Origin of the sequence: Mesobacillus foraminis (assembly GCF_004340465.1) — a bacterium.
In the GTDB taxonomy this organism is placed as follows: Bacteria; Bacillota; Bacilli; order Bacillales; family Cytobacillaceae; genus Mesobacillus_B; species Mesobacillus_B foraminis.
The window spans coordinates 1-19,721 of record NZ_SLVV01000004.1 but is presented as its reverse complement, the minus strand read 5'-3'; the positions used below and the strand labels follow the sequence as shown (position 1 = coordinate 19,721).

Sequence of the window (19,721 nt, the reverse complement as noted above, 5' to 3'; positions counted from 1 at the left end):
TAACAAAATATTGAATAGAAAGTTTGAAAAAAAATCAAACCAAGGATCAATGAGGCTGGCTTCCATATAAAATATACTTTACTTATACAAGGAGGGATTGATCGATGAATTTAAATATATACACTTTGGAGAAGTTAGCAAGAAGCAGACAGGAAGAACAGGAACGGGAAATGCGTTTTGTCGAAACATATAAACTCTATCAAACAAATCCAAAGAAATACTCATTGACAATTTTAGGCTATAGTTTAAGTATTGAACGGATGGAGTAAATGCTGAAAAATCATTCCCTTTGCATTAGGGGAATTTTCGATTTATAATCTAATTAATGATTCCATATAGTAAAAAAGAGCTCCGGCTGCAACCGGGAGCTCTCCTGCACAGCAAGCTGCAAGCAGTGCAGCGGCCCATATTTGAATAGAAATAGCCTACTCTAACAATGGCGTGCAGGGTAGGTTATTTCTTTTTATTCACAGAAATACCTATCGCAATTACGGCAACAATCAATGTTGCGAAGCTAATCATTAAATTCATCGCTTCATACGTCACGACCAGCGGCACCACCCCCTTCCTTAGAAAATGGAGGCGGCCGCTGCCCTACCCTGCACTTGCTGTACCAGTCCATTATATCACAGGCTAATCCTGCACTCCTATGAGAAAAAAGAGGGATTCTGGTACTCTCACTTACCGGTAGCGTTCTTCCTTGAAAGGATTTGCTGTAATGGAATAACCCATTTCTTCCCAAAATCCGGCTTCATCCTCTTTCATAAAACGTATGCCAGATACCCATTTGGTTCCTTTCCACAAATAAAATGTTTCCGGCGGAATAAAACGCAACGGATATCCATGCTTAGGATCAAGTTCCTGCCACTCATGCTTTTCATCCTTCCATCTAAAGACAAATAAGGCATTATCCCCTAAGAGAGAAGCCAGCGGCAAATTGGCACAGTAGCCAAACCTGTCACCTTCGTAATAGCCGTAGATCTGGACGTAATTCACATCTTCCTCAAGCTGGACAAGCTTTAGCAGCTCCCTAAAGGCAATTCCTTCAAAGCTGGTTCCAAACTTGGACCAGGTTGTCACACAATGCATATCAATCGTAGAAATTGTACGTGGCAGTTTTATAATCTCGTCATAACTAAGTGTTACGTTTTCTTTCACTTCTCCAAAAAGCTGGAAATCCCATGTCTCCTCATGGAATTCATAAACATCACCTACATGAAGAATCGGCCATTTATCTGTTTCGAACTGGCCAGGCGGCAGCTGCTTTGCCGTCATCTCATCCTTTCTCTTGTTACTAGCACTTCTACTATCATACACCATAGTAGTTTTATAAAAGAAATTTCAAATAATCCAATCTTTATTTCCAGTTAAACTGCTGTACCGGAGTCAGAAAAATCCTGACAGCACAAAATGTAAAGGACTATTATTTCCCTATCTTTAAGAAAAACCTAATCCCCTCTTTTACGGGCAGAAAATAATTTATCTCATCCCATAAATGCTAGGTGCAAATACTCTTTCAAGGCCGCTTGCACTACTAGTAAACATGCCATTTGATGATTTTTACCTCGCGTCTCGCCTTGTGTGTAGTTTTTATCCACGGTATTCCCTTTCAGATTTGTATTCAGCTTCTCTTTGAATTAAGGGAGCTATATCCACAGATTTGGACAGACTATTCTTTTAGATAAAGGTTTGAAAGCGCTTAAATTGGTGTATTAATAGATTAGTAAATCATTATAAAAAAAGATTAACAGAGCCAGTTTTAATGCAGGGTGTTTGCCGGAAGTTTCAGGCACCCTGATTGTGTTGTTTTATTAGATGACAAACACCAGGAGGAATGACAAATGGAAGAATTGGCTTTTTTAAAAGAACAGCTGAGCATCCCTATTCGCCCTTCACAAAGCATTCAAGAAATCTATGGAGAAAATTTCATTTACAATCCAAAGCTTTATTCTCGTGATTACAGCCATTTCTCTAATGACATGCTCAGCCTTGAGGCTTTAACAGGCAGGGAATTATGCATTGCAGGAGAGGCACCGGTTATCTGCCATGCCGGGGCAGCTACGGAGCCTGCTTTACGGCTTCTCCGTGAGGCAGGGCTTAATTTACCTGAAGTGCTGTACACTTACAGAACAGAAGCGGAATATCTGCAGCTGCTAGAAACCCTTCACCAGCGGAATAAAAAGCTGATTTTTCAATATCCTCACCCTCCCGAAGATGTTCCTCCTCAATTGTCATGGGTGGAGCCGGAGATACAGGCCTATTTATGCGATAAACGGAGTATCCCCGATCTAGTGCCTCCGCAAAACGTTCCACTACGAAGAACAATGAGCCTAAAAGAACTATTACTTGAAAAACCTGAACTGCCGGTTGTGTTAAAATCTGGGGACGGCCAGCCAACTTCCGGAGGCTGTGGAGTAATGTTCATTGAAAATGAAAAACAGCTCCATGAATTGGACGAAACGTTCTGTGATTTATCACAGCTCATTGTCGAAGAGTTTATTCCTTACGACCAAAACATTTCGGTTCATTATTCTGTAAATAAACAAGGGGAAATCAAGTTCCTGGGAAAATCAGAACAAATCGTCAACAAAGATGGCTGCTTCCGCGGAAGCTGGATTTCTGTGGACGTTGATGAACAACTAGCTAAAATAGTCGAAACAGGCTACTGGGTTATGAAAAAAATCGCCGATAAAGGATACGTGGGAGTCGCCGGTTTTGATGTACTCATCCGTGGCAGCAGGTATTATTTTATTGACTTAAATGTTCGATTCAACGCATCAACGTGCGGCCTCCTATTATATCCTGATGTGCGCAATAAATATGGAAAAGCTGTCATGAGGCTTTGCAACCTCGAATGGACCGGGAATTTTAATTCCCTTATCCCTCTTGTTGAAAAATACCTGGCCAAGGGACAATTTATCCCGCTCAGCTTGCTGGATGCTGCCTATGTGCCTAACCAAGAATCCATATCCAAAGCAGTCGGCCTTGTAATAGGCCACACTGTTGCAGAAGCAGAACACATCCTTAAGCAAATGACTGCGGATGGCCTGTGCCTCCGTGAATAATCGTGCCTGACCCCCTTTATCAAACTAAAGGGGGTCAGGCACCTTTCCGTGGTTCGTATTCTTCCATCCACGAAGCAATGCAGTTCTCGGTGCCTGCCCTGGATGAAAACTCTGCCAGTTCAATAAAAGCCGGTGGATAAGGACTCCGTTTCATGTGCCTCTTTAAATTTGCTATCACCTTTACAAAGTCCAGTTGCCTGCAATGGTCAAACCAGTGTGAAACGGTCTCGCTTTTAGGTACACAATAGGGATATACCATTTCAATTAATACAAAAAGGTGTACTACCTCTTCTTTCGTCATTGATGAACCCCCTGGCCCGATTTTTGTTACCTGGTAAATCAAATATGCTCTAAGCTGTTCTTCTGCCCTTGGGTTTTAAAATCATCTTAAAACTAAACACGCTGGTTCAACTTTAATTTGGCGATTTTCAAACCATGTCATACCAAGTTTTAAAATAAGCCTTTCATTTCGGTCGACTCATCTGCAAACAGCGATTAAAATAAAAGAAACAATACGGACAGGGAGTCAATGATGGATAAAAAAATAGCAATCGTAACAGGGTCTTCCAGCGGTTTTGGCCTTTTATGTGTACTGGAGCTGGCAAAGGCCGGATTTGAGGTTATTGCTACAATGAGAAATACCGGCAAGGCTAAGTCTGTTCTTGATGAGGCAGCCAGGCATGATATCGAAAATTCCGTACATATTCAACCACTTGATGTCACTTCTAAGGAATCAATTGACCAATTCAAGAATTATTTAAATACGCTTGAATCAGTCGATCTCCTTGTCAACAATGCCGGATTTGCGATGGGAGGATTCTCCGAGGAGGTTTCCGTTGAGGAATACAGAAGGCAATTTGAAACAAATTTTTTTGGTGTCATCGGGGTGACACAGGCGGTCCTTCCCTTCATGCGTAAAAAAGGGAGCGGCAAAATTATAAATATGAGCAGCATCAGCGGCAGAATCGGGTTTCCCGGTTTGTCACCTTATGCTTCTTCCAAACACGCTCTTGAAGGTTATAGCGAAAGCCTTCGACTCGAACTGAAGCCAATGGGCATTGATGTAGTTCTGGTCGAGCCCGGTTCCTACCAAACAAGTATATGGTCAGGTATGGAAGAAATCATTATACGGGCAGATTCCCCTTACAGGTCTTTTATGGAATCATTAAAAACGGAAGTAGAAAAAGGGAAAGCGGACCATGGCAACCCTGAGGATGTAGCCAAACTGGTCACCAGGATTGCCCTGCAGCCTAACAGCCCAGATCTTAGGTACCCAATTGGCAAGGGAGTCAAACGGAACCTGTTGATAAAAAGCCTGGCTCCATGGAAGGTTATTGAAGCAGCAATACTTGGCAAACTCATTAAAACTAAATAATTGGCTTTTTTACAGACCAAAGGGGACACGCCTGTTGCCATGATTCGTTATCATAGCACCGGGCGCATCCCCCTTTTTTTATTTGAACCAGCCTTTTTCCTTAGATTGACGGATAGCTTCGATTCGATTCGTGACTTCCAGCTTATCGAGGATGGTCGAGATATAATTGCGGACAGTCCCGGCGGAAAGTGTCAGTTCGCTGGCGATATCCTTGGTATTTTTGCCGTCAGCAACCAGGCCGAGCACCTCCATTTCCCTGTCTGTCAAGGGATTTTCTTCACTGTAGATATCGTCCATAAGTTCCGGAGCATAAACCCGCCTTCCTGCCATGACGCTGCGAATGGAGCTTGCGAGTTCTTCACTTGGGCTGTCTTTAAGTAAATATCCTTTTACGCCCGCTTTGAGGGCCCGCTGAAAGTAGCCGGACCTTGCAAAGGTGGTAAGGATGATTACTTTGCAATCGCACTGCTTAAGCTCTTCTGCTGCCTCCAGACCTGTTTTGCCTGGCATTTCAATATCCATAATACAAATATCGGGCTGATGCTTCTTGACAAGTTCAATCGCTTCTTCTCCGTTACCTGCTTTTCCTATCACTTCCATATCTTCTTCCAGGCTGAGCAGTGAACCCAAGGCCCCGAGCAGCATTCGCTGGTCTTCTGCAAGAACGATCCTGATCATGCCAGTCCCTCCTTTTCAGGCTGCCTTCTAATATTTGGCACTCTAATAACTATCATAGTTCCATCCTTGTTGATCACTTCAAGGCTGCCATTAACAAATTCCAGCCGTTCCCTCATTCCGTTCAGGCCGCTCCCTTTCGAGAAGTCCTCTTCGGTTACATTGCCAATTCCATCATCCTTAACTTTGAGTATCACTTCATTTGGCTTTTGCTCTACTTTTACGGTGCAGGAAAAGGCATCACTGTGCTTAACGACATTGTTCACCGCTTCCTTAAGGCACATACTCAATATGTTTTCAGTCAATAAAGATACATTTTTCAAGGTTATATTTTGATCATAGATAAAGTTAATTTCCGCTGCATCCAGTATCTGTTTAACACGTTCGAACTCCTCCTTTAAACGGATTCCCCGCATTTGGGCAACCATTTTCCGGACTTCGTTCAAAGCGGTTCTGGCTGTTTGCTGGACATCCTTGAGTTCAGACCTGGCCTGTTCCGGATCCTTATAAACTAATCTACTCGCAAGATCACTTTTCAGACCTATGAGAGACAGCTTTTGTCCAAGGGTGTCATGCAGATCCCTCGCAATTCTCTGCCGTTCTTCGATCTTGACTAGCTCCTCGATTCTCTTGTTTGCGTCCTCAAGCTTCTCTTCCAGCACCCCATACACCTTTTTATTCCGCATACTTAACGGCAGCAGGATCACACTGATCCAGACAATGATGACAAAGGGCAGCTGCCGTATCAACTCTTCGGTCTTCAAAATCAATCCAAAGTTTATGATAAGAGAGGTACTGAACAGCGTGATAAAATACAATACGAAAAAAGCGATTTTATCCTTAATGTTGCCAATGAGGTACGCCAAAAAAAAGGCAAAGTACACATAACTGAACATAGTGGTCAGAGTAATAGAGATCCCAACTAGAATGATGGTCCACAAATACAGGGGCCAGCCTGTTGAGATAAAAGCAAAACGATAAAATAAAAAAAATAAGAGCGTCAGGACAATTCCTGCAATGATTAAGACGGTGGAGGTCTCCTGGAAAATAAAGTAAAACGGCAAAATTGCAAGAATGGTCCAAATATAAGGCGAAATCCCAGTGCTCTTTAATGTACTCCAATGTTTTTTAATCATATAAGAATCCTTCTGAATTAAATTAGTAACTCTATTTTAACATATTTTAAGGAAAAATCAGGATTCCTGCCTGAACAATCAAACAGCTCCCCTTACTGCTTCGTAAGGGGAGCTGTTTTCGATATTTATACCTCAGGCTTTGCATGGGAAGAGACATTTTTTCGGGCAGCCTTTTTAAGATAATTAAAGCCGACAAACCGCTTGTTTTCCTCATCATAAAGGCGGAATTTAAGTGAACTTAAGCTTGTAGCCAAAGTAATCGTTGGAACATTTTGCAATGGTTCTGTATTATTGTGCACTTCCTCCAGCTTATAGTTTGGAACTCTTGGGCTTAGATGGTGGACATGGTGGTATCCGATATTTCCTGTCAGCCATTGAAGAAGTTTCGGAAGCTTATAATAAGAACTTCCTTCTACTGCTGCTTTAACATATTCCCAATGTTCGTCTTCTTCAAAGTAAGAGTCCTCGAAAGTATGCTGAATGTAAAACAGCCAGACTCCAAGGGAACCAGATATCATAAAAATCGGGACCTGAACCAGCAGGAACGCCTGCCAGCCAATGGCCCAGCATAACAGTGCGATAATTACGACAATCATGACATTGGTAAAATAAGTGTTCATTCTCTCTTTCTTTTTGGCACCTTTTCGATTAAAACGATTTGTAATCCCAAAGACGTAGATTGGTCCAATAATGAACATTACAAATGGGTTTCGATAGAGTCGATAAGCTACTTTGGTCCAGAATGGGGCTTCCAGATACTCATCAATTGTCATCATCCAAAGGTCTCCTGTTCCCCGCTTGTCGAGATTGCTCGATGTTGCATGGTGTACCGCATGCTCATGTCCCCATTGGTCATATGGGAAAAACGTCAAAATACCAGTAATGGTTCCAAGAACCCGATTTGCTTTCCGATTCTTAAAGAAAGAATGGTGGGTACAATCATGAAATATAATGAAAATTCGTACCAGAAAGCCTGCAGCTACCACTGAAATGCCTAAAGTTAACAAGTAGGAAACAGACAAACTTTGGTATGCCAGGAACCAGAGTACAAAGAATGGCAATATTGTATTAAAGATTTGCATGACGCTGTGCTGCAAATCTGATTTCTCATATGGTGCGACCTGCTTCCTTAATGCTCTAGGGTTACGTTCATTCATAATATTACAATTTCCCCTTCCGTAATGTTGTTAATTTGATTATAGAGGAGTCACATGAGGCTTTGAAGTCTCAGGTGTCATGTGACATATATGACAAATGTCATGTTTGTCCGTTTTATTTTAAAATTTTTTATCTGCCCCTATTAACAATAAACAGAAATACCTCTACATAATGGTTTCCTGGATATGATTCCTAATCCTAATGGCGCTTCCCTTTATTTTCCCACTCTTACTCATCTTTTTCATGTCGCTTCCTTTCTTTAACATATTAAACCAACGCCGCGTGCCTGACCCGCTTTCGTGCTGTGGTCTATTGGAGTGCTGGATATTCTAATGTTTGCTTACCCCGTTTTTCTGTTTTTCATTCCTTAAAATAGCAAAAAAGCAGGCAGCTAATGCTGCCCGCTTTGACTGGCTGTGTTAAATTTTTTTCTATTGCTCATTAATATGAGTATAAATTCAGTACCCTATCCTTCCACATAATCACGCAGCTTTTCCAACAGGTTCGCCCAGCCTCTCGCCATATTTTCCCGGACTGCAGGATGAGGAGCATTGAACTCTGTCAATTTACTGGAATCCCACCCACTATGAGTAAGTGCAAGTTCCGTTTTCCCATTTAAGCCCTTCAGGTCGAAAGAAAGAACCCAATCCTTTCCCCAGCTAAAAGAAAGGTGTTTGGGAGGATTTAGAGCTTTTACGATACAGGGAGACATACCAAATTGACCTGAATTCAGGTCAAATCTAGACCCTTCGACAGGTTGAAAATCATTTGGCATAAACCACCCAGCCAGGCCTTCTGATGTGGCAACAGCTTTCCATACCTCCTCTATGGGAGCATCGTAGCTCCTATTCAACTCGATGGGAGCTAATGCTTTTGATTTCTCCATGTTCATTCCCCCTATAGCGTTCTGAACTTTATAGAAGCAAACATAACAAGTAAGCCGTATACATCAAATGTATTGAGGCTGAAAATACCAATCTATGGATAGCGTGATGAACGGCAATTAAGTAGGTTTCAATCGGAGTGAGCTTTGTTCAATCTCTACTGGCTGCTCACATTATTCATTCATATGAAAAGGGCTGTCAAACTAGACAGCCCTTTTTAGTGATATTACAGAATTCCGAGTGAACGCAGAAACACAAATAAAATTCCAACAGGAACAATATAACGAATTGAAAAGTACCAAACATTGAACAGGACACCGATTCCATTGGCACCCTTAGAGAGCTCTTCCTTGACCAGCTGGCGCGGAAGCCTGTAGGCAACAAACAATGAAATAAAGAGCGCTCCCATAGGCAAAGCAATATTGCTTGTCAAGAAATCAGCGAAGTCAAATATGGATTTACCTGCAATTTTGATATTGGACCAGACGCCAAAAGAAAGGGCGCTTGGAACTCCGGCAAGGAAAATCAGCAGACCGCTGATCCATGCTGTAACGCCACGTTTCCCTGCATTTCCCTTCACTAAAACGGCAACAACGATTTCAAGAATCGAGAAGGCCGATGTCAGGGTAGCAAATAAAAGAAGGACCATGAAAATGGCAAGGAAAAAACCACCAAAAGCCATTTCGTTAAATACTGCTGGCAACACAACGAATACTAGTCCAGGACCCTCCCCTGGTTCGTATCCAAGTGCAAATACCGCGGGGAAAATAACAAGTCCCGCAAGCAAGGAAATAAAAATATTGAGACCCACGACTGAAAAGGCCGATTTCATTATATTTTCCGTTTTTGACAAATAGGAGGCATACGTAACCATGACGGAAATACCAACACTCAAGGCAAAGAAGGATTGTCCGAGTGCCAACAGGATCGTCTCCCCAGTTATCGCGGAAAAGTCAGGTTTTAATAAAAACTCAACTCCTTCAGATGCTCCATCCAGAGTTAATGCCCTAACGGCCAATACAATAAATAAAATAAATAAAGCGGGCATCATATATTTGCTGGCACGCTCGATGCCTTTCTGTACCCCGCCCTGAACTACCCAGATGGTCATAAGCATAAAAACAAATTGGCTAATGACTACCTCGATGGGGTCAGTAATAATCTCTTCAAACAGAGTGGCATAGTCGGCATTAGCCAAAGATCCTGTAAAACTTCTGGCCAGATAGGAAAGAATCCATCCTCCTACCACCCCGTAAAAAGAGAGCAGGATAAAGCTTGCGATTACCCCGCCAATGCCAAGCCAATGCCACTTTGACCCTGGCGCCAGTGTCTGATAGGCTCTGACAGCATCCTTCTGGGTTTTCCGGCCAATGATAAATTCGGCAATCAAGATGGGGGCACCTACAATGAGGGTTAATAGCAGAAAAATAACGAAAAAGATGCCGCCCCCATTTGTTCCGGCCATATAGGGAAACTTCCATATTGCTCCCAGCCCAATGGCAGATCCGGCTGCCGCCAGTATGAAACCGAGCTTGGAAGTCCATTGTTCTTGTTTCTTCATTTACATAGCTCCTTAACATATTTCGCGATGACGGTTTTCCATTTTTCCATGTTACTATGAATTTTGGGAAAATAGTAGTATTTTCTGCGGAGATTGTCAATGTATGTCGAGTTCGGCCAGAAGTAAATTTTTTATCACAAGTACATTACTTTTTCACCTCACTTAAACTGGAACCTCAATTCACTTTTGCTCCTGGGATCAGCTGTTTGTGCAAACCCCTTTTGCCAATCTGAGGTCATCAAAGGAAAGAAGTAAACATCTGCTGGGAAAAACAATATGATAAAGGGAAATCGGAGGTGAGTCTATGGCAGTTGTAAAGCATACAGAAGCCGATATTAATCTTCTGGCCAGGTTGCTTAGGGCAGAAGGTGAAAGCGAAGGACAGCTTGGCATGATGCATATTGGAGCAGTGGGCATAAATCGGATTCGGGGAAATTGTTCAGATTTTAGAGGCCTGCGAACCATCCCTCAAATGGTGTATCAGGAGCATGCATTTGAGGCAGTCCAAAAGGGATATTTTTATCAGAGGGCAAGAGAATCAGAAAAAAGGTTAGCACGCAAAGCCGTTCGCGGGCACAGGCAATGGCCGGCGAAATACAGTCTATGGTACTTCAGACCTTCGGGCGACTGTCCGCCTACATGGTACAATCAGCCATTAGTCGGACGATACAAACTTCACTGCTTCTATCAGCCAACAGGCGAGGAATGTGAAGAAATTTATAAAACTTATTAAACAATCTGCCTGACCCTTTTATTAATGAAGAAGTCAGGCAAATTGTCTGTTCTCAACGGAAATAAGTTATGATAGGCTTAGATTACCGCTTTATCCCTTCAATACATGCAGTAGGAGAACAGATATGGAATGAACCAGGAATTTCTCTACATTATTATATTAATTGGAATCGGCTACCTTTTTAAGCGCTTTGATATTTTAAAAGAGAGGGATGGAGAAGTCATATCCAGGGTTATCTTCAATATTACCCTGCCGGCATTGATCATCGTTTCTCTCAACTCCGTGCAGATTGAACCTTCTTTATTCCTGCTGCCGGCCATAGTCATGGTCTTTGGATTTGTCTCTGTTACTCTAGCATTCTTCGTTTTTAGAAAAGAAGAAAAAGATATTAGAGGAACACTCATGATGCTGGCAACCGGCTACAATGTCGGGTTATTTGCATACCCGCTCGTTGAGGCTATCTGGGGATCAAAAGGGCTCCTTTATTTCGGGATGTTTGACATCGGAAACTCCTTCCTTGTTTTTGGGCTATCCTATCTCGTGGGCAGCTATTATTCAGAGGAGGGGTTAGCCCTGAAGCCAATAGGCATTTTAAAAAAATTTGGCAGGTCCATACCTTTTATGACATATATCGTGATGAGCCTCCTAAACATCCTGAATATTCATTTGCCAGCCGGTGTCATCGATGTCACTTCCATACTCTCTAAGGCCAACATGCCGTTATCCCTAATCCTTTTGGGACTTTATCTCAGTTTCTCGTTTGATAAGAATTCCATCAGGCCAATCAATAAATATTTACTGTTCCGCTATGGCTTCGGATTGCTTTTTGGGCTTGCTTTATTTTTTATCCTTCCTTATGATGAAATGTTCAGGTTTACCATACTAATTGGATTTCTGCTTCCAATCGGGCTATCTGTCATTCCTTATTCCTATGAGTTCAATTTTAAAACAACTTCTTTAATCGGAACCATCTCGAATCTCTGTATCATGATCAGCATGCTCATATTGTATCTATTTGCCAGCCTGGTGGTCTGACCCCAATATCCTTTAGCCGTTTATTAGCCCTAAAAAGCCTGCTGGCGTTACACCAGCAGGCTAATTGCAATCTCGCTTTTTTTTATTATATCCCTGCGTCCGTCGAACAGGACCAAAAAGAACAGCCTGCCGCTCTGGGTTTAACAGGAGGAAACGGATACCGCCGTTACCTGTTCGACGAAATGAACGAACTTTTCCACAATCATCTCTTTATCATTGTCCATCGAGGCAACGTGATATGAGTTTGGAAGGGTGACGATTTCCTTTCTCTCCGATTTTACACTGCTGTAAATCCACTCGGTGTTCGCTGGAGGCACTACATGATCCTCGACAGATTTTATGCATAGGATGGGAACCGTGATGCCCGAAAATAAAGAAGGAGTTCCTTCCATCAAAGCCTGCAGCTGCCGAACCGCATGCAATGGAGTTTTCTGGTATGTGATTTCATGTACACCCCTGGCTTTAATATCCGGTTCACCTTCTTTTATATATCTCGGCTGGTTATCACCTTTCAGATTTTCAAAGCAAGGGATGGTCAAGGCTGCATTTACAGTAGCAATCCCGCGGATTTGAGGATATTTATGAGCCAGCCTTAAGGTCAGTGTTCCACCCATGGATTGCCCAATCACAAAAACCTTTTTGCATTGTCCCGCCAACAGAATATAGTTCTTTTCCAGCTCTTCAAACCAATCTTTATAAGTCACCGACTCCAAATCAGAGTAATGGGTTCCATGCCCGGGCAGACGCGGCGCAAGCACTGTATACCCGTACCCAGCCAGGCTTTCCCCAATAAATCGCACACTTTGCGGCGTCCCGACAAATCCATGGGAAATCAGGATCCCCACTTCGTTTCCTTTATAAAAAAATGCTTCTGCGCCTTCAATGACAGGGTAATTTTCCACCACTATTAAGTCCTCCTCAAAACCTATCTTTCACTTAAGTTCCACGCTACGAAATTTATTACTTTCATATTAATCTTAGTATTCCGAGTTGTCAAGTGTGAATTAAAGCACTTCCATGCACAATCAAAATAAGGATTCCACCTTTTTACTTAATACCCTGTTTGGAGCGAAAAGTATCCGGATACTTGCTGGCCAATAAATATGTTTTGATAAGGTTTTTACAGAATCTTTGCTTACCCTCCTAGCAGCAAGACAAACAAGTTTTTATGTTTAATAAAATAGGGATCTGTCATGTACCTACTGACAAGTTTGAAGCTCGAAGAAAAGGGCTTTTTTCCCTAGTCCCCAATTATGGACTATTATCTGTCTTGCAAAAAAAACGTGTAAAGTTTCCTTCCAAGTATTGAGGATTTTTCCTTAAAGGAAATTATACTAACTTTAAGATTAAGGTCAAAATTAGTTTTAGGGTTGGATGTGCAATATTTGAATATATTTTTAGGAAGGAACATTGACAAAAAAAACTCTCTTATTTCTATTTTATATAAAAATGGACTGGAGTGAAAAGAATGGAAAATTTTATCGATATGGCAATTCAGCTCGCTCTTGCTAATGTAACAGGAAGTACTGGAGGGCCTTTCGGGGCAGTAGTTGTTAAAGATGGGAAGATTGTTGGGACGGGACAAAACCAAGTCACCCGTTTAAAGGATCCGACCGCCCATGCAGAAATCCAGGCCATCCGGGATGCATGTAGACTCTTGAATACTTTCCAGCTTGATGGCTGTGAGATATATTCCAGCTGTGAACCTTGTCCGATGTGCCTTGGGGCCATTTTTTGGGCTCGGCCAAAAGCCGTTTATTTTGCATGTACCAAAGAGGATGCTGCGAAGATTGGGTTTGACGATCAATTTATATACGAACAGCTTGAGGTCCCGCATAAAGAACGTAAAATTCCGATGATCCGGCTCTATCCCAAAGAAGCTGGCACTCCATTTAATGAGTGGGCTGCTTCCGAGAGTAAAATTAACTACTAATCTTATAAAGAAGGTGTGAATCTTATGGAGATTGATCTAGGGAAAAGAATCGAAGTGGCTGCTGGCCGTAAGAAAGCCGACCTTGTAATCAAAAATGGAAAGATTATTGATGTCTTTAACGCTGATATCATTAATGGCGATGTTGCCATTGTTGACGGCTTTATCGCCGGGGTTGGCAAATATTCGGGAGAAAGAGAAATCGATGCTGATGGCTGTTATATTTCACCAGGTCTGATTGATGGCCACGTCCATATTGAATCCTCCATGGTTACGCCGCAGGAATTTGCCAAAGTCCTTCTCATTCACGGCGTTACATCAGTGATTTCGGACCCTCATGAAATTGCTAATGTTGCCGGAAAGAAAGGAATTCAATATATGCTCGAATCCTCTAAAGATTTGCCCGTGGATATCTTTATCATGCTCCCCTCCAGTGTGCCTGCGGCTGATTTTGAGCACGCAGGTGCATCCCTTGAATCCGAAGACTTAAAGCCATTTTACCAGGAGCCGAGGGTGCTGGGTCTGGCAGAGGTCATGAACTTTCCAGGTGTTAAAACCGCTGATAAAAAAATGCTCGCCAAAATTAAAGAGGCTAAAAAGGCAGGTAAACGAATCGATGGTCATGCAGCCGGCCTGTCAGCTGATGACCTCAATGTTTATATGGCCTCCGGAATACGTACTGACCATGAATGCACAACAGTGATGGAAGCCAGGGAACGTCTCCAAAAAGGGATGTATTTAATGATCCGCGAAGGAACAGTGGCTAAGGATTTGAAAAACGTGATTGGAGTAGTAAATCAGCAGAATTCCCGGCGCTGCCTTTTTGTCACAGATGATAAACATCTTGATGACATCATGGATGAAGGCAGCATAGATTTTAATGTCAAGCTTGCCATTCAATCGGGAATCAGCCCAATCACAGCCATTCAGATGGCCACTTTCAATGCTGCCGAATGTTATGGATTAACAAACAAGGGAGCGGTTGCACCAGGCTACGAAGCTGATTTGCTTCTGATAGAGAACCTGACGGAGATGTCGATTTCAACTGTTTTTAAAAGTGGAAGAGAGGTGGTGGCAAACAGAAGGCTATTACCCAATCACCTTGCTGATTCCACAACAGACTTTGCAAATTTGAGCGAAACAGTTTCGTTTCCTGAACTGGAACCTACGCTTTTGAACCTTCCTCTAAAAGGCAGAAAGTCCAATTTAATTGGAATTATCCCAAACAGCCTGGTCACCCATCATATCGTAGAAGAAGTGGAGGTTGATGAGGACGGAATGTTCGAGCCGTCCATTGAAAACGACCAGCTGAAGGTTGCTCTTATTGAAAGGCATAAAATGACTGGGCATATTGGTTTGGGTATTGTTAAAGGCTTAGGGCTCAAGTCAGGTGCGATTGCATCAACTGTTGCCCATGACTCCCATAATTTGGTCCTCTGCGGTACAAATGACCAGGATATGATTTTGGCTGCAAATGAAATCAAGAAGATGCAGGGCGGCTTGATAGTGGTTAAAAATGGATACGTGCTTGCGAGGCTAGAACTTCCCATTGCAGGCTTAATGTCTCCTCTTTCATACCAAGAAGTGTACAGCAAACTAAAAGTCATCGACAAAGCATTGGAACAACTTGGTGCAAACAAAGACTTTAATCCATTTTTAACACTATCGTTCCTTGCCCTGCCGGTTATCCCAGAAGTAAAACTGACAGTGCAAGGATTATTCCATGCAGGGACATTTCTTGCATATAGGTACAGATGCAGAAGATGCCTCATAATGTGCTTCCTTAAAAGGCGGCACCTTCTGCTCTTTTCTTTGCAAATCGGTTTGATAAGGAAAAAATCGCATCTTTTCGGTCACAACCGGGCTTACTGGTTATTATGCGGGAATACCGCTCTTAATAGCATTTTTAGATTGAGCCAGTCTTTAAGGGCATCCCCGGTAATGATAATAGGCATTTATAAAGATCTTCCAAGATTGCCTTTCACCTGCTACCTGTCATAAAAATCCCATCACTGACTAGAGAAAAGCCATCGGACCCCTTTCCGATGGCTGATCAATTATAGTGTCTTTAAAGCGTCGGCAATAGGACTTTCGCCGCTTATTACATCAAAAGAGGTATTAAAAGTGCGTTCCTCTGTAAGTGATTTGTAAACAATCCGTGCAACATCTTCCCTTGGTATGGTTCCCCTCTCCAGGTTTTCCGCGGCAGTGATTTTGCCAGTACCCGGCTCATTTATAAGCCCTCCGGGACGAACAATGGTATAAGTTAGACCACTTTGAAGCAAGGCACGGTCAGCATAATGCTTAGCCACATAATAAGGCCTGATTTTTTCATTCCAGTTTTCCCGGCGGTGGGCCTGCAGAGCGCTGACCATTACAAACCTTTTGATACCAGCCATCTCTGCAGCCTCTACGGTCTTAACTGCACCATCAAGGTCGATCAGCAGAGTTTTATCCAGACCCGTATGGCCGCCGGAACCAGCAGTAAAGACGATGGCATCGCATCCTTTGGCTGCTTCGGCAATCTCTTCGACAGTTCCTTCAAGACTTGCTAAAACAGCCTCTATTCCCAGGCTTTTGAAGTAATCCTGCTGCTCTTCTTTCCTTATCATGGCTCTGACGGTATGCTCCTCGCTATCTTGCAATAGATTCACGAGGTGACGCCCAATCTGCCCATTGGCACCTACTACTAAAACCTTCATCCTTCACCAACCCCTTTCAGAATGTCTGGTTCCATTCTAATATAAGTTCCAAAACAATCTCAAACAAAGCGGGCTATCACAAAGATGGTGCCTGACCCCCTTTAGCGCAATGAAGGGGGTCAGGCACGCAATCATGCTCTTTCATCCAGTTGTTTCATGGTGCTCCCTATAGGTTCTTGAATGACATAGGTATTAGGAGCATGATCGTATGGAGTATCTCCTTTGTTAATTATGATTAATGGTGTCCCTTCAGTTCGGTAGCCTGGAAAAGCAGAAAACGGGGTAACCTGAAGGCTTGTTCCAAGGACAAGCACGCAATCTGCCTTTTGTATCGTCCGGATTATAGAAGTAAAGCCCTCTTGTGTAAACCAATCGCCCGCATCGCCAAACAGGACGACGTCTGGCTTTATATAGTTAGCTTTCTCCATTTCCGGTGTACATCTGCTGCATATATAAAAATCCTTCAAATCCTGCATTCGCTGAACCATTTGATCTGCGGTATATTGCTCCCTGCAATTCTGGCAGGTTGCTGTTTTCATGGTCCCATGAAACTCAATGACTTTATTGCTTCCGGCTTTGCCATGGAGGCCATCTATATTCTGTGTGATAATCTGCTGAATTCGGCCTTCCTTCTCCCACTTAGCCAAAATGTTATGCCCCGTATTGGGCATTGCTTCAGGATGGTATAGATTCTCAATGGCAAATTCATAAAACTTCATCGGATTTCGATAAAAATAATCCAGCGACAGAATGGTTTCCGGAGCCATTTGATATATTCCGGTTCGTGACCGGAAATCTTTAATTCCCGATTCTGTACTTATTCCCGCCCCTGTTAAGACCACGATGTTTTCTGCGGCTTTCAAGATACTCCCGCAGGTTGTTTTTAGTTGATTTTCCATTCAGGGACACTCCTCTCACCACATAAAATTATGCCCATGCATACTATTTAAAACCCCGTATATTAAATAACATACTCTAATGCTTATAGCCAATACAAAGAAACCCTTATAAGCCAAACAGGCCGATAAGGATTTTATATTATTTTGCCAGATAATAGTCAATGATGACATGATCCGGAAGCTTCCCTCTAAAAATAGCCGCTAATCATATTCCCGGGATACGATCTCTTTTCGCAGCACCCTCCGGAATCCAGCATGAAAATCCCCAAACTGACGACACCTTTCACGGCGCCGGAAGCTATAACAGAAATTAAACTTATTTAATATCAAAGTCAACAATCAAATGGTCCTCTGCACCAATTTTCTATAAATAGCTGACGATTTCCTGGTGTCTCGGATGACGCCCGTAGTTTGCAAGTGCATCCCGGTCTTCAAATCGCACTGTAAGCCCTACCTCGTATCCCTTGCTCCGTTCAGAAAAGTTTATGCCCTGCAGCAGGTCAACAATCCCAGGGATCACCTCTTTTAAGGCATACGTCTTTCAAATGATTTCCTGCTTCTCATCCTCTGTTGTGCCAGGAGCGAATATTATCAGAACAATATGCTCAACCACCTACACCACACCTGCTTTGGCATATAGACGATTGCGGTCAAAACCGGCAATTTGTTTGTAGGAATTGGCAATGTCCTCGAGCTCCTGCTGTGTGATGATATCACGGATTGTGGTAAAACCACCGGGAGCGCGCTCCTCCACAATTTGCATAACACGTTCAGGACCATTCTGGCGATTGCTGTATATAATCTCTGCAGTAGGGTCCAAACGGATCTCTTCATATGCCTGCAGAGCAAGTTCCACACTGTGCTGATTCCTGATTGACTCTCCAATAGCATCTGCGTCCAATATTGCCTGGGAAGCTCCATTCGAGCCAATCGGGTACATTGGATGAGCCGCATCCCCCAGCAATGTCACTCTGCCAAACGTCCATTGCGGAAGCGGGTCACGATCAACCATGGGAAATTCGTAGACTGAATCCGTTTCTTCAATAAGCTTCGGAACATTCAGCCAGCCGAAATCCCATGAAGCAAACTTAGATGCAAATTTCTGCTTGTCGATTTTTTGATTCCAATCAGCACGTGAAGACATTTCATCGCTGACAGTGAGCTCTGCAATCCAGTTAACGAGAGAGACGCCTCTCTTTTCTGCTTCAGGGCAAACCGGATAGGCAACAAACTTTTGATCCTGAAAGCCGGCCATGATCATGGAGCGACCAGTCAAAAAACGGTCCGTTTCCGTAATCCCCCTCCACAGCATCCGACCGCTGAATTTCGGCAAGCCTTCATCTGGATAATAGAATTTGCGGACAGCCGAATGGATACCATCCGCCCCTATCATCATATCTGCATGATAGGTACCTAAACGCATCCCTGTTTTTCTGTTTTCAAAATGGGCAATGACCACGTCCCCAAACATTTGAAAGGATGACAGATGATGACCGGTAAAGACTGCGTTCTCCCCAAGTTCCTTTTTAACTGCCTTTAACAGCAGCATCTGGAGTCTGCCACGGTGTATCGAATACTGCGGCCAGTAATAGCCTGCTTTACGTCCTCTGGGCTCATGCCATATCTTCTGGCCGAATTTGTTGAAATAACAAAGTTCTTCAGTGAGAATTCCTTCTTTTTCAAGCTCATCCGCCAGCCCCAATTCAGTTAGGACTTTTACGGCATGTGGCAGCAGATTGATTCCCACTCCCAGAGCCTGAATATTATCTGCTGTTTCAAACACACGCACTGACACACCAACGCGGTGAAGTTTAAGAGCGGTCACTAACCCGCCAATGCCTCCACCGATGACTATTGCCCTCTTGATGTTAGACAAAACATATTCCCCCCTGTTTAAATCAAATCAATTCTAATATGTATTCAGATAATTCGACATTTTTAATTATTACACAAAAGTAAAATTTAGCAATACATTTCATTATTATGACGGCAATTTATAACTTCCCCTCTATTTATCTTTCTGCAATACACTTAAAATTTCGCGTAAGATCCCCTTACGAATTAAATGACAGCACTGTGATTGTACTCTAAGCTTGATACATATAAAGGCCAAGGGAGGGAAAATTTGTGAACTTTGTCTGGCTGCGGCAGTTTTTCATTCTAACAGCCTTCCTCCTTTTAGGATACGGTATCGTGAACATTTTTCAGATCCCGCTTCCTGCAAGCGTAGCTGGCATGATCCTTTTGCTATTGACGCTGGTTACCGGGGTGATCAAACTCGAGTGGATAGAGATGGTTTCCTCCTTTCAAGTAAAACATCTTACCTTATTGCTTATTCCGCCCATAGTTGGCCTGTTTATCTCTAGAAACTTCCTTGGTATAGTTCAATGGCCTGTCCTGGTCATAATCATTGTGAGCAGCATCAGCAGCTTGCTTGGCACAGCCTTCACGGTTGAATTCTATGAAAAAATGAAAAGGAGCATTCCTGTTAGAAGGATTTTCGGGGACTTGAAATAAAAAGAGCCCTCTTGGTATGATGCGGGGTGTCAAATCGTGTGGCGAAATGAC

Annotated in this window: 21 protein-coding genes; 9 read left to right on the top strand and 12 right to left on the bottom strand. The window is 42.9% G+C overall.

All coding sequences use genetic code 11. The annotated features are described in order from the left end of the window. Nucleotides 1–125 precede the first annotated feature (125 nt). Nucleotides 126–269 carry a hypothetical protein gene (locus EV146_RS26845; protein WP_162990330.1) on the top strand — a complete coding sequence of 48 codons (144 nt, stop codon included), beginning with the start codon at nt 126–128 and terminating at the stop codon, nt 267–269. 167 nt (nt 270–436) lie between these two features. After that, a complete protein-coding gene (locus EV146_RS28365) occupies nt 437–637 on the top strand; it encodes a hypothetical protein (RefSeq protein ID WP_158287028.1) in 201 nt (66 codons plus the stop codon). 44 nt (nt 638–681) lie between these two features. Here EV146_RS28365 and EV146_RS06950 read toward each other — a convergent pair whose 3' ends face one another. Further along, nucleotides 682–1,320 (bottom strand): molybdopterin-dependent oxidoreductase, encoded by a 639-nt coding sequence (locus EV146_RS06950; protein WP_241993841.1) that lies wholly within the window; start codon nt 1,318–1,320, stop codon nt 682–684. A 521-nt stretch (nt 1,321–1,841) separates the two neighbouring features. Between EV146_RS06950 and EV146_RS06945 the strand changes: the two genes are divergently transcribed. Further along, nucleotides 1,842–3,065, top strand: coding sequence for an ATP-grasp domain-containing protein (locus EV146_RS06945; RefSeq protein WP_132003850.1), 1,224 nt, complete (start codon nt 1,842–1,844; stop codon nt 3,063–3,065). 34 nt (nt 3,066–3,099) lie between these two features. Here EV146_RS06945 and EV146_RS06940 read toward each other — a convergent pair whose 3' ends face one another. Next, the gene (locus tag EV146_RS06940; protein WP_132003847.1) at nt 3,100–3,366 is read right to left on the bottom strand and encodes a hypothetical protein; all 267 of its coding nucleotides are present in this window, start codon (nt 3,364–3,366) and stop codon (nt 3,100–3,102) included. 231 nt (nt 3,367–3,597) lie between these two features. Between EV146_RS06940 and EV146_RS06935 the strand changes: the two genes are divergently transcribed. Beyond that, on the top strand, nt 3,598–4,440 hold the full coding sequence (locus EV146_RS06935; protein WP_132004841.1) for an SDR family oxidoreductase: 843 nt from the start codon (nt 3,598–3,600) through the stop codon (nt 4,438–4,440). A 78-nt stretch (nt 4,441–4,518) separates the two neighbouring features. Here EV146_RS06935 and EV146_RS06930 read toward each other — a convergent pair whose 3' ends face one another. The 5 genes from EV146_RS06930 to EV146_RS06910 all read right to left on the bottom strand — a co-directional run bounded on the left by EV146_RS06930 (nt 4,519) and on the right by EV146_RS06910 (nt 9,854). Further along, complete coding sequence (locus tag EV146_RS06930; RefSeq protein WP_121613014.1) at nt 4,519–5,118, bottom strand: response regulator transcription factor; 600 nt, start codon at nt 5,116–5,118, stop codon at nt 4,519–4,521. Beyond that, nucleotides 5,115–6,251, bottom strand: a complete 1,137-nt coding sequence (locus EV146_RS06925) for a sensor histidine kinase (protein WP_132003844.1) — start codon at nt 6,249–6,251, stop codon at nt 5,115–5,117. Before EV146_RS06925 ends, EV146_RS06930 begins: the two co-directional genes overlap by 4 nt. 125 nt (nt 6,252–6,376) lie before the next feature. Next, on the bottom strand, nt 6,377–7,408 hold the full coding sequence (desA, locus tag EV146_RS06920) for a Delta(5) desaturase DesA (RefSeq protein WP_132003841.1): 1,032 nt from the start codon (nt 7,406–7,408) through the stop codon (nt 6,377–6,379). Between the two features lie 467 nt (nt 7,409–7,875). Beyond that, the gene (locus tag EV146_RS06915) at nt 7,876–8,295 is read right to left on the bottom strand and encodes an SRPBCC family protein (protein ID WP_121613017.1); all 420 of its coding nucleotides are present in this window, start codon (nt 8,293–8,295) and stop codon (nt 7,876–7,878) included. 224 nt (nt 8,296–8,519) lie between these two features. Beyond that, nucleotides 8,520–9,854: a sodium-dependent transporter gene (locus EV146_RS06910; protein ID WP_132003838.1), complete on the bottom strand. Its 1,335-nt coding sequence runs from the start codon at nt 9,852–9,854 to the stop codon at nt 8,520–8,522. 304 nt (nt 9,855–10,158) lie between these two features. On the opposite strand from EV146_RS06910, the gene EV146_RS06905 reads away from it, so the two are divergent. Together EV146_RS06905 and EV146_RS06900 are read left to right on the top strand one after the other, a co-directional pair. After that, the gene (locus EV146_RS06905) at nt 10,159–10,587 is read left to right on the top strand and encodes a cell wall hydrolase (RefSeq protein WP_121613019.1); all 429 of its coding nucleotides are present in this window, start codon (nt 10,159–10,161) and stop codon (nt 10,585–10,587) included. Between the two features lie 129 nt (nt 10,588–10,716). Beyond that, nucleotides 10,717–11,622 (top strand): AEC family transporter, encoded by a 906-nt coding sequence (locus EV146_RS06900; RefSeq protein WP_132003834.1) that lies wholly within the window; start codon nt 10,717–10,719, stop codon nt 11,620–11,622. Between the two features lie 140 nt (nt 11,623–11,762). On the opposite strand, the gene EV146_RS06895 is transcribed toward EV146_RS06900, so the two are convergent. Continuing rightward, the gene (locus EV146_RS06895; protein WP_132003831.1) at nt 11,763–12,527 is read right to left on the bottom strand and encodes an alpha/beta hydrolase; all 765 of its coding nucleotides are present in this window, start codon (nt 12,525–12,527) and stop codon (nt 11,763–11,765) included. A 563-nt stretch (nt 12,528–13,090) separates the two neighbouring features. Between EV146_RS06895 and EV146_RS06890 the strand changes: the two genes are divergently transcribed. Both EV146_RS06890 and ade read left to right on the top strand, forming a co-directional pair. Beyond that, nucleotides 13,091–13,555, top strand: coding sequence for a nucleoside deaminase (locus EV146_RS06890; protein ID WP_132003828.1), 465 nt, complete (start codon nt 13,091–13,093; stop codon nt 13,553–13,555). A 24-nt stretch (nt 13,556–13,579) separates the two neighbouring features. Then, the gene (gene ade, locus EV146_RS06885) at nt 13,580–15,553 is read left to right on the top strand and encodes an adenine deaminase (RefSeq protein WP_132003825.1); all 1,974 of its coding nucleotides are present in this window, start codon (nt 13,580–13,582) and stop codon (nt 15,551–15,553) included. 56 nt (nt 15,554–15,609) lie between these two features. Here ade and EV146_RS06880 read toward each other — a convergent pair whose 3' ends face one another. The 4 genes from EV146_RS06880 to EV146_RS06865 all read right to left on the bottom strand — a co-directional run bounded on the left by EV146_RS06880 (nt 15,610) and on the right by EV146_RS06865 (nt 19,029). Then, on the bottom strand, nt 15,610–16,254 hold the full coding sequence (locus EV146_RS06880) for an SDR family oxidoreductase (RefSeq protein WP_132003822.1): 645 nt from the start codon (nt 16,252–16,254) through the stop codon (nt 15,610–15,612). 131 nt (nt 16,255–16,385) lie between these two features. Continuing rightward, a complete protein-coding gene (locus EV146_RS06875) occupies nt 16,386–17,153 on the bottom strand; it encodes an NAD-dependent protein deacylase (protein WP_132003819.1) in 768 nt (255 codons plus the stop codon). Between the two features lie 364 nt (nt 17,154–17,517). After that, nucleotides 17,518–17,673 (bottom strand): Dabb family protein, encoded by a 156-nt coding sequence (locus EV146_RS27815; protein WP_132003816.1) that lies wholly within the window; start codon nt 17,671–17,673, stop codon nt 17,518–17,520. A gap of 93 nt (nt 17,674–17,766) precedes the next feature. Beyond that, nucleotides 17,767–19,029 carry a flavin-dependent oxidoreductase gene (locus EV146_RS06865; RefSeq protein ID WP_132003812.1) on the bottom strand — a complete coding sequence of 421 codons (1,263 nt, stop codon included), beginning with the start codon at nt 19,027–19,029 and terminating at the stop codon, nt 17,767–17,769. A 251-nt stretch (nt 19,030–19,280) separates the two neighbouring features. On the opposite strand from EV146_RS06865, the gene EV146_RS06860 reads away from it, so the two are divergent. After that, nucleotides 19,281–19,670 carry a CidA/LrgA family protein gene (locus EV146_RS06860; protein ID WP_132003809.1) on the top strand — a complete coding sequence of 130 codons (390 nt, stop codon included), beginning with the start codon at nt 19,281–19,283 and terminating at the stop codon, nt 19,668–19,670. Nucleotides 19,671–19,721 lie beyond the last annotated feature (51 nt).

Bases quoted from the DNA above. Each gene is read 5' to 3' on its own strand.
- EV146_RS06910 (WP_132003838.1), bottom strand. From the start codon at position 9,854: ATGAAGAAACAAGAACAATGGACTTCCAAGCTCGGTTTCATACTGGCG.
- EV146_RS06945 (WP_132003850.1), top strand. From the start codon at position 1,842: ATGGAAGAATTGGCTTTTTTAAAAGAACAGCTGAGCATCCCTATTCGC.
- EV146_RS06930 (WP_121613014.1), bottom strand. From the start codon at position 5,118: ATGATCAGGATCGTTCTTGCAGAAGACCAGCGAATGCTGCTCGGGGCC.
- EV146_RS06925 (WP_132003844.1), bottom strand. From the start codon at position 6,251: ATGATTAAAAAACATTGGAGTACATTAAAGAGCACTGGGATTTCGCCT.
- EV146_RS06875 (WP_132003819.1), bottom strand. From the start codon at position 17,153: ATGGAAAATCAACTAAAAACAACCTGCGGGAGTATCTTGAAAGCCGCA.
- EV146_RS06950 (WP_241993841.1), bottom strand. From the start codon at position 1,320: ATGGTGTATGATAGTAGAAGTGCTAGTAACAAGAGAAAGGATGAGATG.
- EV146_RS06880 (WP_132003822.1), bottom strand. From the start codon at position 16,254: ATGAAGGTTTTAGTAGTAGGTGCCAATGGGCAGATTGGGCGTCACCTC.
- EV146_RS06905 (WP_121613019.1), top strand. From the start codon at position 10,159: ATGGCAGTTGTAAAGCATACAGAAGCCGATATTAATCTTCTGGCCAGG.
- EV146_RS28365 (WP_158287028.1), top strand. From the start codon at position 437: ATGGCGTGCAGGGTAGGTTATTTCTTTTTATTCACAGAAATACCTATC.
- ade (WP_132003825.1), top strand. From the start codon at position 13,580: ATGGAGATTGATCTAGGGAAAAGAATCGAAGTGGCTGCTGGCCGTAAG.
- EV146_RS06890 (WP_132003828.1), top strand. From the start codon at position 13,091: ATGGAAAATTTTATCGATATGGCAATTCAGCTCGCTCTTGCTAATGTA.
- EV146_RS06935 (WP_132004841.1), top strand. From the start codon at position 3,598: ATGGATAAAAAAATAGCAATCGTAACAGGGTCTTCCAGCGGTTTTGGC.
- EV146_RS06940 (WP_132003847.1), bottom strand. From the start codon at position 3,366: ATGACGAAAGAAGAGGTAGTACACCTTTTTGTATTAATTGAAATGGTA.
- EV146_RS06900 (WP_132003834.1), top strand. From the start codon at position 10,717: ATGAACCAGGAATTTCTCTACATTATTATATTAATTGGAATCGGCTAC.
- desA (WP_132003841.1), bottom strand. From the start codon at position 7,408: ATGAATGAACGTAACCCTAGAGCATTAAGGAAGCAGGTCGCACCATAT.
- EV146_RS06915 (WP_121613017.1), bottom strand. From the start codon at position 8,295: ATGGAGAAATCAAAAGCATTAGCTCCCATCGAGTTGAATAGGAGCTAC.